General features: G+C 40.2%; 18 protein-coding genes. 5 read left to right on the top strand and 13 right to left on the bottom strand.

Going from position 1 to position 17,405, the window contains the following annotated elements:
• Positions 1–22 precede the first annotated feature (22 nt).
• Both ACTFWY_RS08995 and ACTFWY_RS08990 read right to left on the bottom strand, forming a co-directional pair.
• Positions 23–934 carry a carbohydrate ABC transporter permease gene (locus ACTFWY_RS08995; RefSeq protein ID WP_003125918.1) on the bottom strand — a complete coding sequence of 304 codons (912 nt, stop codon included), beginning with the start codon at positions 932–934 and terminating at the stop codon, positions 23–25.
• Between the two features lie 122 nt (positions 935–1,056).
• Positions 1,057–2,382, bottom strand: coding sequence for an ABC transporter substrate-binding protein (locus ACTFWY_RS08990; protein WP_060813992.1), 1,326 nt, complete (start codon positions 2,380–2,382; stop codon positions 1,057–1,059).
• Positions 2,383–2,676: 294 nt separating this feature from the next.
• Here ACTFWY_RS08990 and ACTFWY_RS08985 point away from each other — a divergent pair, with 294 nt between their 5' ends.
• The gene (locus ACTFWY_RS08985) at positions 2,677–3,186 is read left to right on the top strand and encodes an isochorismatase family cysteine hydrolase (protein ID WP_005470828.1); all 510 of its coding nucleotides are present in this window, start codon (positions 2,677–2,679) and stop codon (positions 3,184–3,186) included.
• A 31-nt stretch (positions 3,187–3,217) separates the two neighbouring features.
• Here the strand turns inward: ACTFWY_RS08985 and ACTFWY_RS08980 are convergent, their stop codons facing one another.
• The gene (locus tag ACTFWY_RS08980; protein ID WP_081131506.1) at positions 3,218–3,490 is read right to left on the bottom strand and encodes a hypothetical protein; all 273 of its coding nucleotides are present in this window, start codon (positions 3,488–3,490) and stop codon (positions 3,218–3,220) included.
• Between the two features lie 315 nt (positions 3,491–3,805).
• Between ACTFWY_RS08980 and ACTFWY_RS08975 the strand changes: the two genes are divergently transcribed.
• The 4 genes from ACTFWY_RS08975 (at position 3,806) to ACTFWY_RS08960 (ending at position 6,653) form a co-directional block, all read left to right on the top strand.
• Positions 3,806–4,939 carry an alcohol dehydrogenase catalytic domain-containing protein gene (locus tag ACTFWY_RS08975; RefSeq protein WP_156247959.1) on the top strand — a complete coding sequence of 378 codons (1,134 nt, stop codon included), beginning with the start codon at positions 3,806–3,808 and terminating at the stop codon, positions 4,937–4,939.
• Between the two features lie 25 nt (positions 4,940–4,964).
• On the top strand, positions 4,965–5,300 hold the full coding sequence (locus ACTFWY_RS08970) for a YrhK family protein (RefSeq protein WP_003125913.1): 336 nt from the start codon (positions 4,965–4,967) through the stop codon (positions 5,298–5,300).
• A gap of 90 nt (positions 5,301–5,390) precedes the next feature.
• Entirely contained in the window at positions 5,391–5,606 is a 216-nt protein-coding gene (locus ACTFWY_RS08965) for a DUF378 domain-containing protein (protein ID WP_003125912.1), read from the top strand.
• A 213-nt stretch (positions 5,607–5,819) separates the two neighbouring features.
• Positions 5,820–6,653: a hypothetical protein gene (locus tag ACTFWY_RS08960; protein ID WP_138372174.1), complete on the top strand. Its 834-nt coding sequence runs from the start codon at positions 5,820–5,822 to the stop codon at positions 6,651–6,653.
• 166 nt (positions 6,654–6,819) lie between these two features.
• Here the strand turns inward: ACTFWY_RS08960 and ACTFWY_RS08955 are convergent, their stop codons facing one another.
• The 10 genes from ACTFWY_RS08955 to ACTFWY_RS08910 all read right to left on the bottom strand — a co-directional run bounded on the left by ACTFWY_RS08955 (position 6,820) and on the right by ACTFWY_RS08910 (position 17,341).
• On the bottom strand, positions 6,820–7,674 hold the full coding sequence (locus ACTFWY_RS08955) for a formylglycine-generating enzyme family protein (RefSeq protein ID WP_138372175.1): 855 nt from the start codon (positions 7,672–7,674) through the stop codon (positions 6,820–6,822).
• Positions 7,675–7,690: 16 nt separating this feature from the next.
• A complete protein-coding gene (locus ACTFWY_RS08950) occupies positions 7,691–8,467 on the bottom strand; it encodes a sulfite exporter TauE/SafE family protein (protein ID WP_311828298.1) in 777 nt (258 codons plus the stop codon).
• Positions 8,464–9,573, bottom strand: a complete 1,110-nt coding sequence (locus ACTFWY_RS08945) for a radical SAM/SPASM domain-containing protein (protein ID WP_311828297.1) — start codon at positions 9,571–9,573, stop codon at positions 8,464–8,466. Before ACTFWY_RS08945 ends, ACTFWY_RS08950 begins: the two co-directional genes overlap by 4 nt.
• Positions 9,574–9,619: 46 nt before the next feature.
• A complete protein-coding gene (locus tag ACTFWY_RS08940) occupies positions 9,620–11,092 on the bottom strand; it encodes a sulfatase-like hydrolase/transferase (RefSeq protein ID WP_439926826.1) in 1,473 nt (490 codons plus the stop codon).
• A 44-nt stretch (positions 11,093–11,136) separates the two neighbouring features.
• The gene (locus ACTFWY_RS08935; RefSeq protein ID WP_311828296.1) at positions 11,137–13,032 is read right to left on the bottom strand and encodes a beta-glucoside-specific PTS transporter subunit IIABC; all 1,896 of its coding nucleotides are present in this window, start codon (positions 13,030–13,032) and stop codon (positions 11,137–11,139) included.
• A gap of 99 nt (positions 13,033–13,131) precedes the next feature.
• Positions 13,132–13,956 carry a PRD domain-containing protein gene (locus tag ACTFWY_RS08930; protein ID WP_311828295.1) on the bottom strand — a complete coding sequence of 275 codons (825 nt, stop codon included), beginning with the start codon at positions 13,954–13,956 and terminating at the stop codon, positions 13,132–13,134.
• Positions 13,957–14,158: 202 nt separating this feature from the next.
• On the bottom strand, positions 14,159–15,469 hold the full coding sequence (locus tag ACTFWY_RS08925) for a DUF438 domain-containing protein (RefSeq protein ID WP_311828294.1): 1,311 nt from the start codon (positions 15,467–15,469) through the stop codon (positions 14,159–14,161).
• A complete protein-coding gene (locus ACTFWY_RS08920; RefSeq protein ID WP_311828293.1) occupies positions 15,466–15,699 on the bottom strand; it encodes a DUF1858 domain-containing protein in 234 nt (77 codons plus the stop codon). Before ACTFWY_RS08920 ends, ACTFWY_RS08925 begins: the two co-directional genes overlap by 4 nt.
• A 197-nt stretch (positions 15,700–15,896) precedes the next feature.
• Positions 15,897–16,625, bottom strand: a complete 729-nt coding sequence (locus tag ACTFWY_RS08915) for an ABC transporter permease (RefSeq protein WP_311828292.1) — start codon at positions 16,623–16,625, stop codon at positions 15,897–15,899.
• Positions 16,622–17,341, bottom strand: a complete 720-nt coding sequence (locus ACTFWY_RS08910; protein WP_005470810.1) for an ABC transporter ATP-binding protein — start codon at positions 17,339–17,341, stop codon at positions 16,622–16,624. The genes ACTFWY_RS08915 and ACTFWY_RS08910 overlap by 4 nt, the downstream gene beginning before the upstream one ends.
• Between the last annotated feature and the right edge of the window lie 64 nt (positions 17,342–17,405).

Genomic DNA, 17,405 nt, shown 5'->3' with positions numbered 1-17,405 from the left:
ATAGTGTACTTTGTTGAAGCCATCAGTTTTGTCCTCCTGCATAGTGGACCCAACGAGGAGCTAATTTCAGATTGATAAATGTTAAGACTAATACGATTAAGAAAAGAATCATCGACATCGCCATTGCATACCCCATATCAAAAGCTACAAACGCTTTGTTCCACATATGGAGATTATAGAACAAGAGCGAATTGGCAGGTCCACCAGTGCCGTTTTTCGTCATAACATAGGCTTCTTGGAAGATTTGGAAAGAACCGATTGTCGACGTAATGACATCATAAAAAATAATTGGTGTAATCAATGGAATCGTAATATGTTTAAACTTAGCCCACATACCAGCACCATCGATCTCTGCTGATTCATAAAGCGTTCCGGGGATGTTCTGCAATGTCGCCAAGTACAGCAGCATCGCCCCCCCAGAGCTCCAAATTTTCATTAGGATCAATGCCGGTTTGGTCCATTCAGGATCAAACAGCCAGGCCGGACCTTTGATGTTGAACCAGCTTAAAAAAGTATTAATCAAACCAGCGGAAGGCGACAGCAGTTGCATCCATAACACATATACTGCCACACCGGATAAAATCGCTGGCAAATAAAAAGTCGTCCGAAAAAAGCTGATTCCTCTAATCTTTTGATTCAATAATGTAGCTAGAAAGACACTGAACAAGGTCGTCAGTGGGACATTAAAGAGTACAAAATAAATTGTATTATAAAGTGATTTCCAAAAAAGTGCATCTTGCGTAAACATTCGTTTGAAGTTTCCAAAACCAATAAAATTCATTTTTGACGTTAGATTATAATCCGTAAAGCTGCCGATAAACGAGAATAACATAGGGCCCAGCATGAACACCATGAAACCAATCAAAAACGGCGCTACAAACAAATATCCCCAGAGGGCATCTTGTCTTTTGCTTCTCGATCGTTTCTTTTTCATAATTCCCCTCCTTTAGTAAAGTGTTTTCTGCCATCTTTTTTCAGCAAAATAGCAATGATGCAATGAGAACAGTAACGATAGAAAAGGGAATGCGGCTAGCCGCAACTCCCTATCTCAATCTATTATTTATTTTGTTCTACAAGATCTTCCACTGCTTTTTGAGCATCTGCTAATCCTTCTGCTGGTTTTTTATTCCCTAGCAGAATTTGATCAATTTGTTCATTGACTAAACTGCTGAAATCTGGTGCATCCAATGGTACCGGAGTGATTACTGTATTAGCAAAATTCTCATCCGCCATTTGATAGATCATTTGACCTTTTTCATCTAAATGATCATTTTTGACAAGATTTTCATTTGCTGTTCGGTTAGCCATAATATCAAAGCTCTTTTCACCAAATTTTTCTTGAACTTCTGGGGTTGAAAGATACTCGATAAACTTGTAGGACGCTTCGGGATTTTTGGCTCCTTGAGGAACTTCTAAGACAAAGCCGCCTCCCCATGACCAGTGACCAGAACCTTTTTCTTTTTCTGGAATCTGGATGACGCCAAAATCAAAGTCATCTGGCGCATTTTCCATCAAGCTAGAGTAATAATTGATATTCTGTGCCCGCATGGCCACCAAACCAGAAATAAATGGATCTGCTACACCGGAGCCAAACTCAGCTTCTAAACGATTGATCGTATCTTGCCCATAATAATCTTGCCAATCAAGAATCCAATCCAGAGCCTCCACTTTATTTTCTGTGTCAATCGAAACCTTTTCATCTTTGTCAAACCAACTAACACCGTTATCAGCGTTCAATGCCCAAACATCCGCGCCAAGGTTCCATAAAGGATAGAATCCGATACGCTCAAAATCATCGCCTTTTTTGACATCTAATTTGTGTGCAACAGTTTCAAGTTCGTCCCATGTTTGGGGTAACTGATCTTCACTGATCCCTGCTTCTTTGAAAATTTGTTTGTTATAAAAAATCACTTGGGTATCGGTATTGAAAGGAATTGCATAAGGGTCTCCTTCATATTCTACCGTATCCCATAATTGAGGATAAAATTCATCAGACATGCCATCTTTAACGTACTCGCTCAAGTTCGTTGCTTGCTGTGCTTCTGCACGCTGCGCGACTGAATTGATGTCTTGAACAATAACATCCGGTGGATTTCCTGCAGTGATTGCCGAGAGAGACTTCGTCCAAATATCTCCCCAAGGCTGGTAACTATATTTCACTTCGATTTCATCTTGTGACTGATTAAAATCGTCGATGATCTCTTCGATGACTTCTTGGCGAGCCCCCGATCCCCAAAAAGACCAAAAATCTAATGTTATTTTCCCATCACTTGTCTGTTTTCCCGATGCGTCAGTATTTTTGTCTTCCGAATTACTGCCGCAAGCCGCTGTCACCAATGCGGTCGAAAACAGCAACAACCCTATTGATAGTGCCTTTTTCATCTTTTATCCCTGCTTTCATTTTTATCATTATTTTATAATGTTGTAATTTTAAAGTATCATGACTCTTAGTAATGAGCAAACAATAAGCATTGTTTTTTTATCAAAAAAAATAACGAATTTCATAGCCGGAGATTTTTTGGAGCGTTTTCTTTGAAATCTTATTTATTTTCAGGCATGATAGTTTTAGAGGATTTTTCTTAAGCTATTGTTCTCTTTTTTCATTTTTTTATCACTTAAGAAAGAACAATGAAAATAAAACTACGTTTTATGAAAAAAAGAAAGAAGGAATCGTCAATGTTAGTTGTTATTGATATGCAGAATCAGATTCGTGATGAAAATAGTCAATCATTTATTTCTGACAGCCCTGCTTTGATCACGCGAATCGCAAAACGGCTTCAACAAGCTCGTGCAGAAGGTGAATATATCCTTTTTACAAGAGATATCCCGATTGATTGTAAAGATACTCCTGATGAAGAACAAGAAGCGTTACAGATCGTTCCTGAACTGCAACCGTTGCCGAATGAAAAAGTAATAAAAAAATATTACTTTAGTATCCCACCTGAAGTTCTCTTGGAAATCAAGGAGCAACTTTTCAATGATAAAAATGAACAAAAACATATCGAAGTGACCGGAGTAGAAACCAACATCTGCGTGTTGTCTAATACGATCGAGATTCAGAGTGCTTTTCCAGAAGCCGATTTTCTCATTAATCAACAGCTAGTTTCAGGTAGAAACCATGAGTCTTCTGGATTGAAAATCTTGCAAGACTTCAATGTCGAAGTGGTTGATCGGACAGATAACTAAAAAAGAAACGCCAACCACAGGCGTTTCTTTTTTAGTTATTATGCAGTAATTCTTGCGGTATCTCGATGCGGACATCATTTGTTGTCTGACATGCAGGACAGACAAAGGTGCCTTCGATCGCATCTTTTACTTCACCATAATCATAATGAATAGCGATTTCATCTGAGTGTAACTCGTTTTCTTCTAGAGGCGGAACTGTTTTCAGCTTCCCATCTGCATCTTCTTGCAGATGAACAATCAATTTGCCATCATAATTTTCCTTGCAATTCACACAAGATGCTTTTCCACGAATCGTAATATCCATGTTTTTCTCCTCTTTTCTACTTTTATGTGAGTCCTCATTGGGGATACGCTTCGATGGATGAGCCCATCGATCCTGTTTTCGATCCACCTTTATAGTGTCACGCTTGTTTAGTTAAATCAACTATTCTGTTTTCAACTGTCTTGCCGATCGCAAAAAATTCGGCTAGTAAACCATGAGCGTTTCTTTTGTCAAAAGCATTTTTTCCCGGCACAATTATTAAGAACACGAATTTTTTGTCATCCCAAAAGAAGAAATGGCAGTCAATCACACGACCAGGAACCTTTCCCGTCACATCTCATAAAAGGAGGAACAAGTATGCGTGCAGTAACATGGCAAGGAAAAGAAAAAATGGAAGTTCGAAATGTGAGTGATCCGACGATCATTGAACCAACAGATGCGATTATTCGAATTACAGCAACAGCGATCTGCGGCTCTGATCTTCATTTGTATCATCACGGTGGTGCAGTACTAGAAGAAGGGTACGTTGTTGGTCATGAACCAATGGGGATCGTTGAAGAAGTCGGCAGTCAAGTTCAAAAATTGAAGAAAGGGGACCGTGTTGTCATCCCTTTTAATATTGGCTGTGGACATTGTCATTTTTGTCAAAATGAGATGGAGAGCCAATGTGATAACTCTTCTGATCAACTTTATGGTGGCCTCTTTGGCTTTGGTAAGCTGAATGGCAATCATTGGGGTGGACAAGCAGAATTCTTACGGGTTCCCTTTGCTGATTTCACTTCGTTTGTCGTTCCAGATACCGCGATCCCGGATGAAAAAGTGCTTTTTCTATCAGACATTTTGCCAACTGCCTACTGGAGTGTCCAAAATGCGGGTGTCAAACAAGGCGATACCGTCATTATTCTTGGCTCAGGACCTGTAGGACTTTTTGCCCAAAAGTTCGCCGTTATGGCTGGTGCGAAACGAGTGATTGCGGTCGATCCAGTTGCCCATCGACTGGAAAAGGCGCAAAGCTACAATCAGGTAGAGACCTTCCAATTGGATGACCTTGCGACAAGCGCTGATGATTTGTATGAATTAACAAAAGGCGGCGCCGATGTCATCATCGATTGCGTCGGTATGGATGGTTTAGAACCCGTCAAAGAAAAAGCCAAAAATTTGGTCAGCTTGCAAAGTGGTACGATTTCACCGATCCAAATGGCGGCGAAAGCGGTCAAAAAATTTGGTACCGTGCAAATTACTGGTGTCTATATGACTCCAGCATCGTCCTACCCTTTACAAGAGTTTTTCATGCGCAATGTGGCAGTGAAACATGGACAAGCACCCGTTATCCACTTAATGCCAAAAATTTATGAAATGATCCAAAAAGAGGAGATCGACCCAACACCGATCATCACTCATACCATGCCTTTAGAAGAAGCCGCTGCGGCTTATAACATTTTTGACAAAAAAGAAGATAACAACATCAAAGTGGTATTAAAGCCAAATTAACGCAAAGAAAGGATGATCGCCCTCAGTGCCAAAAATCAAACGAAATGAACATCAGATCGAACTTGGTAAAGACGAAGACGTCATTATTAAAGGACGCCGTTTTCATGTCTATTTCAAAAACCGGTATCTGCTGATTTCCCTAACGAATGATATTTTGACTGGTTTATTTTATATTTTCGGAAGTATCGTGTCCTTGACAGATCTGCCTGCGATCTATGGAACTATCGCCTATCTGATAGGAGCAATCTTCTTAACGATCCGACCATTGTTGAAGATCGTCCGTCATGTATTTATTTACAATGAACGGAAACAAAATGGAGAGAAAGAAAAGAATATCGAAGTATCCGATGATGGCGAATAAACAGTGACGATTTTCTTCAAGCAGTATTTTTCCCAAAACAAAACACATGCTATATACTATAAATATGCACAAAGAAAGGAGAATTCTAAAATGAAAGTATTAGACAGTATAGCTTTAGCGCTACTTATCGTTGGCGGCCTAAACTGGTTATTGGTTGGACTATTTGAATTTGACTTGGTTGCAACAATTGCGGGCGGATCAACTACATTATTCGCTAAAATCATTTACGTAATTGTCGGTATCTGCGCGATTTATTGCTTGAAGTTCTTTGTTGGTATTGCTCGTCAAGACAATGTGAACCGATAATCATTGATAAATAAAAAGCAAGAAACGAATGATCTGATCCATAGTTGCTCTACTTTCTATGGATCAGATCTTTTTGTTTGCATTGCCTTTTGTCTCTTTTTTTATTTGTTGTATAATTAGTGTCAACAGCGAATAAAATAATTTAGATAAATAGATTTTGGCTGGACTAGGAATAGCAGCTCATTCACAATGAACCGACAAAGGAAGTGACCCATGACTGATAAAAAACGTAACTCCAAGCTTCTACCTTCTCTGCTTTTTTATTTCATCCTCCTGCTCATCATTGCAGGAATCTTAGGGATCGTTGTACTGACGAACATCAATATTGCCGAAAACTGGTTTGGACTGGATGAGTACACAGTTGTAGAAACTCGCGACCAAGTGATCGGCTATCTTCCGCTACTCTGGTACTTCGTTATAGCACTAATGATAGTCTTGGCATTATTTTTTGGTATCAGAAAAAGAAAAAGGGCTTTGTTCTATTGGATCGGCACATTGGTCATTCTCCCTAGCATCTTGTTTGCATTTGGTGCTTTAACAACCTTGCTACCCTTCGACCGAAATTTTTTTAGAGAAGAAGCCTCTGCTTCCGCGATCATGGCTGAATTAACCGACAAAAAAGCGCTGAAAGATCAAGAGGTTCAGCTCATCAGTTATAGCTATCACATTCGGAACATTCCTTTGAAAAGCGGCGTCTATGCAGTCGCGCGAATCATCAACCCCACCACTAAACTACAAGATGAATACTGGTATTATTCGACAAATCTTTTACAAAAATGGCAGAAAGACAGTGATACGATCGAGTTACCTATTCAAGAGACCATTGCTTATAATGAAATCGATTGGGGCGTTATTCCCAAGGTTATCAAAGAAACGGAAAAACGGGTTGCGAAATTAGACCATTATTATCCCGGAGTTAGTATCGTGATCTTAAATGGTTCTCAAGGCAAATGGACTTGGACGGTCGGTGTCGATGATATTCGGGGACATACTGCACTGAATCTGGTTTATGATCTTTCAGGAAATTATCTTTCTCAATGGGATTAATCGGTCAACACAGGCCCTACTTCCATCATTTATTAAGACAGCAATTAAACAAAAAACTATCTAAGCGATCACTGATTGTTCCTATCAAAGGACGACTTGCTAAAAAAAAGCAATGAGATAATCAAGATTTTTTAGATAGTTTTTTTATTATTATTCACAGACACGCCTAGCTTTTGGCACAGCGAAAGCCTAAATTATTGGCCGCAGACATCCCGGAGTTTCCATTGCGGGCTGCGATCCGATAACGTTTGCAGTAAGATTCATGACACAAGAACGACCCTCCCCGTGTCGCATACATGGCATCGTCCACCTGCTGAAATCGTTGCTCAAAAAAATGGCTGTCCCATGAACGAAATTGTTCCAATGGTATCCTTGCGGGATTGCTGCACCATTCCCACACATTGCCAATGACTTGATAAAGTCCATAGCCATTCGGCTCATAAAACCGAGCAGGTGCAGTACTCGCAAAGCCGTCTGCCTTCGTATTTGCTTTGGGAAACGCGCCTTGCCAGATGTTGCAGTGATAGTCTTCTCCAGCTAAAAAATCTGTCCCCCATGGATAAAAATCATTCTCTGTACCACCTTTCGCGGCAATCTCCCATTCAGCTTCTGTTGGCAGCCGCTTATCTGCCCAGCGGCAAAATGCCAACGCATCATTTCGCGAGACTTGGACGACTGGATGATCCATCCGTTGCTCAATCGATGAGTCCGGACCTTCAGGATGTCGCCAGTCTGCTCTCGCAACCGCATACCACCAACTCATATTGGGGATCAGTTGGCTCCTCTGTTTCGTCTTTTCGGAAAGAAAATAATGAAAGACAAACGACCAGCCAAACTGTTCTGCTTCCGTCACATAGCCTGTTGCCGCAATAAATGCTTCAAACATCTGATTGGTAACAGTCGTTTCATCGATTTCAAAAGAGGCCATCTCAACTTGGATCTTGGGACCTTCTTGGTCCTCTTCAAAGCCAGCTTTTGTATCCGTGCCAATTCGATACGTTCCAGCAGGAATCTTGATCATCCCATCTGCCTTCTTTCTATAATAATTGATAGCCGTTATAAAGATTGATGGTTAGCACCAAGAGGATGACTGTCTGGAAGACCAGCGTCACTTTTTGTGGTGAGAGGACAGTGCTGACTTTTGCCCCTAACAAACCGCCAACAATCGCGGCTGGAATCACAAACCACAAAATCTTTAAGTCATAGAGGCCAAATCCAGTGGTCCCAGCAATCGTCACGATTTTCGCCAATTGAGAGAAAAAAATCGTACAAATCGAATAGACTGTCGCTTCTTTGATTGGCAAAGCAAACATCAGCATCAGCAAAGAAACATTGATCGGTCCGCCGCCGATTCCTAGAAGACTGGCTAGAAAACCAAGGACTAAACCACAGAAGCAATACCAGAAGTTATTTTTCAGTTGGAATCCGGGCCAGTCATATTTGGTATAAAAGAAAGCAAACAACAACGTCACGACGGTCAAAAAGATCTGCACCATCTGTACTTGGTCTTCATTCTGGAAAAACAGCAACAGCTGATCAAAAGCGACATTGCCCAAGATACCGCCTAAGATGGCGCCTCCTGAAACCCAAAGGACGATTTGCCAATTGATCTTATGTCCGCTAGCCAACTGTCTTGCGGTAGAAACCAGCGACATAGTAAAGACTGCTACGGCAGAATAAAACGAGATGGCCGCAACAGAATGGGCGCCAATAAAATCAAAAATGGGTTTGATCAGAACGCCGCCCCCCATGCCTGAAACGGCACCAACCGTATTCGCCAACACGATCACTATAAAATAAATGAACCCAATCACACACTTACCCCCTGTAACAAACCTAAAATCCGATTGATCTGCGGCACAAATTCCTGCAAGAGTTGCTGATAACCGCAATAGTCCCCATCCACATAGATGGCATCTTTCATGCGTTTGCAGCCGCCACGACACATTTTTTGAAACGGGCAACTCAGACATTTCTTTGGCATTTCGGGCCGTTGACACACAAACGTTTTTGCAATGTCCTGTTCAAATAACTGACGCAAGGTCTGTTCTTGAATATACCCCATTCGATAGTCATCTAACACATAGAAATCACAAGGATAAACACTGCCATCTGCTTCAATGACATATTGCACTTGACAGTTTCCTAAGATCCCGCAGGCGGTGACTTGTTGCTTGACCAATAGATTCAAAAGATCATCAAAAAGCTTGATACTCACATAATGCCCCTCCGCTAATTCTTGCAGCCATAACTGCAAAAGCTGGTGGTAAAATCCCGCAAAACGTTTTGGTGTGAGGGCATAACTATTTCTTTCTTTCGCATCTAAATCATCTAAACAAGGAATAAACTGGACAAAATCGATTTTTTGTTCTTTTAGAAAGCGAAAGACTTTCTTAGCCTCTTTAGCCAATGGATTGGTCAGGACACAAAGCACATTGTAGTCAATCTCAAAGTGGTCAAACAGCTGTTTTGTTTGCAGCACTCGCTGAAAAGTTCCTCTTCCTATCGGATCGACCCGATGCAAATCATGGTAGAGCGGATGGCCATCGATCGAGAGACCGACCAAAAAATCATGTTCTTTCAAAAAAGCACACCATTTTTCATTGATCATGGTCCCGTTCGTTTGAATCGCATAATGGACCTGTACCTGCTTTTGCTGTTGATCCACTAGTTGGGTCACTTTTCGAAAATAATTGAGGCCCGCCATCGTTGGCTCTCCACCTTGAAACGCTAATGTCAATTGATCACCGTCTTCTAAGTCTGCATAAATATTTTTGATCATTTTCTCTGTCACTTCTTCTTTCATTTTGCCAAACGAACGGACTTCCCGCAAGGAACTGACATTGGCATAAAAGCAGTAGCTGCAGCGAAGATTGCAGAGGGAAGATGCGGGTTTAATCAATACTGAAATATGTTTCATGGTAGAAGCCTCGATTCTAAATAACTTTTTGAAGTTGCTAATTTATTTAATTTCTTAATCCCAAACGAATATATTCACTTTCTGGCACTTCAATTCGATCCATGATTTTTATTAATTTCTGGATCATCCTTTCTTCAACGTCAGGATTATCCAGTGGAGTCAACTGTTGCGGATCCTCCTCCAAGTCAAATAGCAAATGGCCAACTGAATAAGAATCAATGTATGTGGAGACTTCAATTTCTGTATAAGGATACTGATTTGTGAAGCGATTTCCCTTTCTTTGCTTCATGGTATCTAATGCTTCCTTATTGATGAACCCCCTTAACATGGCGTAATTCAATGTTTGGATAGTGATTGGGCCGTTGGAAGGATCTACAGACGCACGCATATACACGTACTTCCCATCATAAATATTGACATGACCGCCATTTGTTCCAAAAATGATTTCATCATGTAAAACAGTCTCCTTAGACTTTAGAGCTGGCAATAATGATTTACCATCCATATCCAATTCATTCGCAATACCAAAATAATCTAATAAAGTTGCAGGAATATCGATCGTTTGGCTTAAAACAGAAGTATGGGTATCCACTTCAGCATTTGGGTAACTGATAAAAAATGGCAAATGGATAATTTCTTCATACATAGGAGCAACATTCTTTCCTAACCAATCATGCTCACCAAGAAGAAAACCATGATCCGTATTAATAATCACCAACGTATCCTGCCACATTTGATTCGTCTCTAGAAAATCAATGACTTTTCCGAGATGATGGTCACACATTGCTATCAATGCAGCATATTCGTTTTGTAATTCAATTAAATCATCGGAAGAAATGTCATCTGTAATCCGACCATACTTTGGCCAAAAATAAGGTGACTCATTTGGACAGTCCTCATAAAGTTTACGATATTTTTCTGGAACAAAAAAGGGTTCATGAGGGTCAAAGCATTCTATTTGCAAAAACCAATTATCTTCTTTTTTATATTCTTCCAAGAAATCAAGTCCAGCTTGAATTGTTTGAACACTCGACATCTCATTTTCATCAACTTGTCTTGTGCGGTTCGCAAAATGCTGTTCAACTGAAATGCCTTGCTTATTCAAAGGATTTATTTCTGCATGGCCTTCAGCAAATTTCCTAGGTACCCAGCGATCACCTTCCTGCCCGCGAAACCCCTCCCAAGTAGAATAGCGATTATGATAGGTTGCCCCTCCATCCTCAAAATAGTGAGAATGGTCGGTCACTAGGTGACAGTAGATGCCATTTTGTTGTAGCACATCAAAAATGGAATGATCAAAAGGCTCCAATTGCCCCCACATGCGATGCATAAAGTTATATCTTCCTGTATGAAGTTCACGACGTGCTGGCATACAAGGCATACTTCCCCCATAAAAATTATCGAAAGTAACCGTTTTTTCCCTTAAGCGATCGAAATTTGGTGTTTGGATCCAATCATTTCCATAATTTGACAGAAAATCTTTTGACAACGTATCAAACATTAGCATGATAGCGCGCATATTTTCCCTTCCCTTCTTTACTATCGTATCATATAGAACACAACTTAATGAATCACTTGAATGACTTCATTAACAATATCTGGGATAACATCCAAATAAGTATCAGTATTTGTTACAACAACCGGTGTGATGATCGAGTAGCCTTTGGATTGAATTTTTTCTTTATCAAATTGAATCAACAGCTCGCCTTTCCTTACTTGCTGTCCTTGTTTTACGTAGGAAGTAAAGAAATCGCCTTTTAAGTTAACAGTATCCATTCCGACATGAATCAACAATTCAATGCCATTCGTAGATTTTAAACCGATCGCATGATTCGTTGGGAACAATGTTTCTACAGTAGCATCGAATGGCGCATAGATCTCTCCATTGCTTGGAACAATCGCTACACCTTTTCCTAATAACCCAGAAGAAAAAGCTTCATCTTCAACATCAGCCAATGTCAGTAAATCTCCTTTAATAGGCATCTCAATCTTTGTTTCCGTCATTAAATAATTATCTATTGCTATCTCTTGCTCTTCCTCTGATTCAGCTTCTTCTCGATCTTCAGTAGGATCATACATGAATGTAATAGTTAAAACAAACGATAGTGCAAATGCCACACTAATTGCAAGTGCATAGCCATAAAAACCACTGCCAATTCCATCACTAGGACTAATATAATTTGGAAGACTAAAAACGCCCATTCCTCCCATGATAAATGATTTTGTCCCAAAGAACCCCATGATCAGACCACCTATGGAAGAAGAAATCAAAGTTGCAATGAATGGTTTCTTACGGGGTAACGTTACCCCGTAAAGGGAGGGTTCAGAGACACCGAAAAGACTAGAAATAAAAGCGGGTATACCGATCGCACGAACAGAATTATTTTTGGATTTAATGATAACCGCTAATACTGCTCCAGCAGTAGCAAATGGAGTTGCTTGTCCTAAAACCATTACAGGATCGTATCCTAATACACCAATATTGTTGATAGCAATCGGGATAATCCCCCAGTGAAGACCAAACATGACAAGAACTTGCCAGATTGCACCCACCGCTATACCAGCAACAATCGGGCTAAACTGATAAATACTTAACACAGCAGCTCCTAAAATATTTCCAATCCATGTGGCTATTGGGCCAATCACGATAAATGTTAAAGGAACCATCAATAAAACTGTTAGAAATGGCACTAAAAAGCTACGTAAAACGCTCGGAATTAATTTGGTAATCACTTTCTCCAATTTGGCTCCAAAGAAAGTTGCAATCACAATTGGGATAACGCTAGAACTATAACTCATCAGAATAACTGGTATACCCAAAAAAGTTACATAAACAGGTGACTCAAAAATCGTACCATTAAATAAGGTATAAAGAGGTTCTGTATTAGCAGTTAACCCTGACAAGGCCGGATAGACCATTGCCGCACCGATAGCCATACCAACAAATTGCTTCAGACCAAATTTCTTTGCTGCGGTATAACCAAGAAAAATTGGAAAGAAATAGAAGAAGCAGTCACCAGCGGCTTGCAAGATGGCATAGGTTCCAGAAGTATTTTCAATCCAACCAAGAGAAACAAAGAGAACGTTTAACCCTTTGATCATTCCAGTAGCTGCCAGTAACCCTAATACAGGTGTGAAAATACCAGAAATAATATCTATAAAAGCATCCAAAGGTCCTTTCTTCTCCTTTTTTTCTTCCGAGGCTTCGTTTGATAGCCCAGCATAGTCAATAAATTCTTGATAAACTTCTGGTACGTGGTTTCCGATGACTACTTGATATTGTCCACCACTTTGTACTACTGTAACTACACCTTTCGTTTTTTTCAATGCTCCAGTATCTGCAATTGATTCATCTTTTAAATTGAAACGTAAACGAGTAATACAGTGAGTGAGACCGGCAATATTTTCTTTTCCACCCACATTTTTCAATATTTCCTCAACTAAATCTTTGTATGCCATTTTATTCATCCCCTTATCCATGATCAAAAAGGCAAGACAAATAATTATTCCCAACAAAGGAATAATTATCAGTCTTGCCTGCTTTACCAGTAACAACCTCTATTCGTTCTCTATTAATTTTTGAATGTGTAGCGATAAGTATAACTTTTCATCATCACTTAGAGAGACTTTCAGATACTGCTCAACCAAAATCATCGTTTTGTAAGCTGCTGGGTATTGACTCTGAATGTGCTCCAGCAATGGATTTTGCTTATTCATCTTAGTCCGGGTAGTCAATCGTTGGAAGAAAAAGCGCAAATGAGTGATAAAGCGATCAAACGCAAGCGAATCTTCATTGATTTGAATTTTATTAGATAGACGAATAAGTGAAATAATATCTCTAATTTTCTTTGCAATTAGCTGGACATCTTCAGGTTGATCGATCTCATCTGTCAGCTGAGCATTGATCAAATGCATTGCAATATTCCCTGCTTCTTCTTCTTCGAACTGGATACCCGTTTTTTCATTAATTAAAGATAGTGCTTTTTTCCCTATCTCAAATTCTTTGGGATAAAACTTCTTAATTTCCCATGAAAGACGGTTATAAATACTCATTCCCTGTTTGTGTAATTTAATCAAATGATATAAATGATCGGTTAAGGATACATATAATGTTTCACTTAACTCATGCTCTAGATCATTTTTAGCTAATCGAATAATATCATCAGCTAAGGAAACGTACTTTGCCGGGATTGATTCCATTAATGTCAAAAAACGTTCAGAAGCTTTGTTTTTATGCAATACAAATACTTTCTCTATTTTCGTCTCGTCTGCTGCTTGTCCCGGTTTCATTTTAAAGCCCAGCCCGGTGCCGATCCAAATAAAATCTTTGCCATCTTTTCCGACCAAAACCGCATTATTATTTAGAATCTTTTTGATCTTCAAGACGTTTCTCACCTCCTTAAAATGAAAAAAGGCTATACCTCAATACATGTGTAGGATCCATACACACGTACGAAGGTATAGCCTGCATTATCAGTAACTACCCATTTGATTGTTTATACTATACTATTTATTTGATTTTCGTGCAAGCGTTTTTATCATTTTTTTCTGCTTGCATGTGTTTTGTTGAGTAAATACTCCATTCCTACTCCTCATCCAGTAACCGACTTTGTCCTTCGATCTTTTGGATCTCTGTGATGTCTTGCGTGACTTCCAGACAGCCTAGATATTTCCCCGTTGGATTTTTCAACGCAAAATAGCGAATATAGATTTTTCGTCCCCGCATGTCAATCCAGAAATCAGCTGTTTCTCTTTTGTCTGACCGAAAATCGTCTAAGATTTTTTGAACGATGTGCATACTTTTAGGTGGGTGGCAATTCACTACTTCTCGACCAATCACTGAATTTGTCCGGGGGAAGACTCGACTCTTCCCTTCAGAATAAAAACGTACCCGATCTTCATTGTCCACAAACGTCAGATCGACTGGCAATGTTTGGAACATAGCAATCAATTGTTCCAGCTGCAAGGAGCCGGTGGGAAATTCAATGGTTTGGTTCGTGGGAGCAGTCGTTGTCACTGGCGGTTCAGCGAATTCTTCAAACCCAAGTCCCGCGGCAATACCAGCTGTGGTTTCTTGAGCTTGTTTGATGGCCAATTGACGAGCTGGCTCCCGTTCCAATTCTTTCTCCAGTGACTCTTGGCTTGGTTTCCAAGGCAATGGTTCAGGAATATAAGCAAACCCAATGTCAAAGCTATCTTCCGCGATCCGTTGCCAATCCGCTAAACTGAAGACATCCAATGTCATAGGAACCATGATTTCTTCTTCTTTAAAAATCATTTCTTCAATTTCAGATTTTACTGCCTGCCACTTTTCAGCTAGAGGATTATATGCTGCTTTGTCAGTTGCCAAATACTGGTTCAACTCTTTGATCATCTCGCGAATATCATCGTCGACTCCCCACATGACTTTCGGCGGAGCAGAGATGCCATACTTCTCCATATATGAAAAGATCAGCGTTTCTTTTCTTGCATAATGTTTGTCGATCTGTAACAGATCCTGCAGTGCTGCTTGCAGACGTCCTTTTTGTGACCAGTCCCCCCTTTTGATTTTCTTGAGCAATCCGTCGATTTCGTCCGTCAATAACGATTGCAGGACTTGGTTTTCTAGCTTGAGGGTATGGACTGGATGACCAGGTTGTCCATATTCTTCATTTGAATGATGGATCTCGTTGATCGATCCCTTAAATACAGCCGCATGGATATTGCATAGACGTTGGATCTCCGAAGGGTCTAAACCGCTTTGAATCAATGCTTTTTCTGCCGAGGTGATCTCAGTGACATCTACGCCGTCAAATTCTTCATTGAATAAGCGTTTGGCTTCTTCAAAAGAACCGCCTTGATGAAGCAAGCTCAAAATTTCGACGATTCGTTCTTGCCGTTGTTCCTTCGTTCTCATTTGTCGACTCCTTTCACAAGAAAACCTTGATTTTCAAAAGATTGAATGATTTTTTCCAAAGGTATCTTTTTCATTTGTGCGCCTTTCGGAATCGTCATATAGCGACCGGCAGTTTGAAGCATGCCGGGTTTATTGATGGCAGTAAAGCCAAGTTTGCTCATAATCTCTTTGATTTCCGGATGTTCCGACACTAAATCAAAGAGATTTTTTGAGAAATCTGCTTCTTTCATTCTTATCCTTCCTTCTACTGAGAATAATTCTCAATCAACTGCATATATTATATACGAAATTGCTCACAATTACACGATCATTTCCAAATTTGTCTCCCCTCACTTGGCACAAAAAGAAAAGAACCACTTCTCGACCTCTGCGAGCGAATGATTCTTTAATAGCAAAATGAAACTCTTGATTTAGTGATGGAAAATAATCACCTGCGATAACGACATACGCGATTCTCTAATCCATCCACCACACCAAAGAAGAAAAAGCCCATCAATGCAATCACAACGATGCCTGACAGCATTTGCTCATAATCCATTTTAGACCAAGCACTCAAAATCAAGTACCCGACGCCATAAGTCGTATTATAGTTTTCCGCAAAGAACAAGGAGGCAAGCGAGATACCAATACTTACCCGCATGCTGGCAAACAATGCCGGCATGATTGCTGGCAAAATCAAGAAACGGATCTGATGCAGCAGGTTTTGCGTGTAATTTTGCATCACTTGAAAGTAAGCTGCTGGGATTTCTTTTACCCCATCTCGAATCGAAACCACAACTTGAATCACGATCACCGAAAAAATCAGGATCACCTTTGAAACATTCCCTAAACCAAAAAAGATCATGAAAACTGGTAGAAAAGCGACCTTTGGAATCGGATATAAGAAATAGAGCAGAGGATCAACGATTGCTACTATTTTTGTTCTTCCGAGAAAAATCCCTAAAGGTATACCGATCAGCAACGCAAAAAATAGTGAGATCAGGACGCGAATCATACTGGCCCCTGCATGTAACCCTAATTCTGCACGCAATTGCCAAAATCGTCGGAAAGTTTGATAAGGGTCCGGCAGCGAACGGTTATCCGCTAACAAGCTGATTCCCCACCATAACAATAAAAACGACATTGCCCCCCACAAAAAAGAACGTCCGGCTTTCATCTGACTTCTCCTCTCATCTTCTTTTTCAATGCCAATGAAAAAGCATAAAAGTCCATCGTCTCACGGCGGTTAGCTTGGTGGAAAACTGGGTTTTTGATCTGATGTATTTGATGTTCTTGAACCAATAGGATCGTCTCGCCAAGGTAAGCCGCTTCTTCTGTATCATGGGTCACTACGACTAAACCGTTCGCAAGTCGTTGTTGCTCAGATAAAATCAGATTTTGCGTACGTTCTTTGGTTTCCTGATCCAAAGACGATGTCGGCTCATCTAACAGTAAAAATGCTGGACTGGTCACTAATCCTCTTGCCATTGCCACTCGCTGTTTTTGGCCGCCACTCAGTTGACTAGGGAAACGCGCTTTGAAAGAATCTAGTTCTAACGCTTGTAAGCACGTTTCGACTAACTTTTCTCTTTGGTTTTTGGGGACTTTTTGGATTTGAAGAGGCATTTCTACCGCTTGATAAACTGTCTGCCACGGAAACAGACGTAAGTCTTGAAAAACCAATTCGATCTCAGAAGGATGGCTATCGCCATAATCGATATGACCTGATTGTGGCAGCTGCCACCCTTTCAACAATGAGAGCAGGGTACTTTTACCAACCCCTGATTTTCCCAAGACGACGTATGTATGGCCCTTATCTAAGGTTAAATCTAGATTGTTAAAGATTAAGCGATCTTGAAATGAAAATGCGACTGATTCTAAATGAATCGCCATAAATTGGCTCCTTCTTTCTAAAAAATAGTTGTTCCCTCTTTCACATTCTATGCTATACTGATTG

This window comes from Enterococcus sp. 125944, assembly GCF_051909435.1.
Lineage (GTDB): Bacteria > Bacillota > Bacilli > Lactobacillales > Enterococcaceae > Enterococcus_D > Enterococcus_D gallinarum.
The sequence above is the reverse complement of the archived record's forward strand: the minus strand, read 5'-3'. Positions and strand labels throughout refer to the sequence as shown.

Excerpts from the sequence above, each read along its gene's own strand:
- ACTFWY_RS08995 (WP_003125918.1), bottom strand. The coding sequence starts at position 934 with ATGAAAAAGAAACGATCGAGAAGCAAAAGACAAGATGCCCTCTGGGGA.
- ACTFWY_RS08990 (WP_060813992.1), bottom strand. The coding sequence starts at position 2,382 with ATGAAAAAGGCACTATCAATAGGGTTGTTGCTGTTTTCGACCGCATTG.
- ACTFWY_RS08985 (WP_005470828.1), top strand. The coding sequence starts at position 2,677 with ATGTTAGTTGTTATTGATATGCAGAATCAGATTCGTGATGAAAATAGT.
- ACTFWY_RS08980 (WP_081131506.1), bottom strand. The coding sequence starts at position 3,490 with ATGGATATTACGATTCGTGGAAAAGCATCTTGTGTGAATTGCAAGGAA.
- ACTFWY_RS08975 (WP_156247959.1), top strand. The coding sequence starts at position 3,806 with ATGCGTGCAGTAACATGGCAAGGAAAAGAAAAAATGGAAGTTCGAAAT.
- ACTFWY_RS08965 (WP_003125912.1), top strand. The coding sequence starts at position 5,391 with ATGAAAGTATTAGACAGTATAGCTTTAGCGCTACTTATCGTTGGCGGC.
- ACTFWY_RS08960 (WP_138372174.1), top strand. The coding sequence starts at position 5,820 with ATGACTGATAAAAAACGTAACTCCAAGCTTCTACCTTCTCTGCTTTTT.
- ACTFWY_RS08955 (WP_138372175.1), bottom strand. The coding sequence starts at position 7,674 with ATGATCAAGATTCCTGCTGGAACGTATCGAATTGGCACGGATACAAAA.
- ACTFWY_RS08945 (WP_311828297.1), bottom strand. The coding sequence starts at position 9,573 with ATGAAACATATTTCAGTATTGATTAAACCCGCATCTTCCCTCTGCAAT.
- ACTFWY_RS08940 (WP_439926826.1), bottom strand. The coding sequence starts at position 11,092 with ATGCGCGCTATCATGCTAATGTTTGATACGTTGTCAAAAGATTTTCTG.
- ACTFWY_RS08935 (WP_311828296.1), bottom strand. The coding sequence starts at position 13,032 with ATGGCATACAAAGATTTAGTTGAGGAAATATTGAAAAATGTGGGTGGA.
- ACTFWY_RS08925 (WP_311828294.1), bottom strand. The coding sequence starts at position 15,469 with ATGAGAACGAAGGAACAACGGCAAGAACGAATCGTCGAAATTTTGAGC.
- ACTFWY_RS08920 (WP_311828293.1), bottom strand. The coding sequence starts at position 15,699 with ATGAAAGAAGCAGATTTCTCAAAAAATCTCTTTGATTTAGTGTCGGAA.
- ACTFWY_RS08915 (WP_311828292.1), bottom strand. The coding sequence starts at position 16,625 with ATGAAAGCCGGACGTTCTTTTTTGTGGGGGGCAATGTCGTTTTTATTG.
- ACTFWY_RS08910 (WP_005470810.1), bottom strand. The coding sequence starts at position 17,341 with ATGGCGATTCATTTAGAATCAGTCGCATTTTCATTTCAAGATCGCTTA.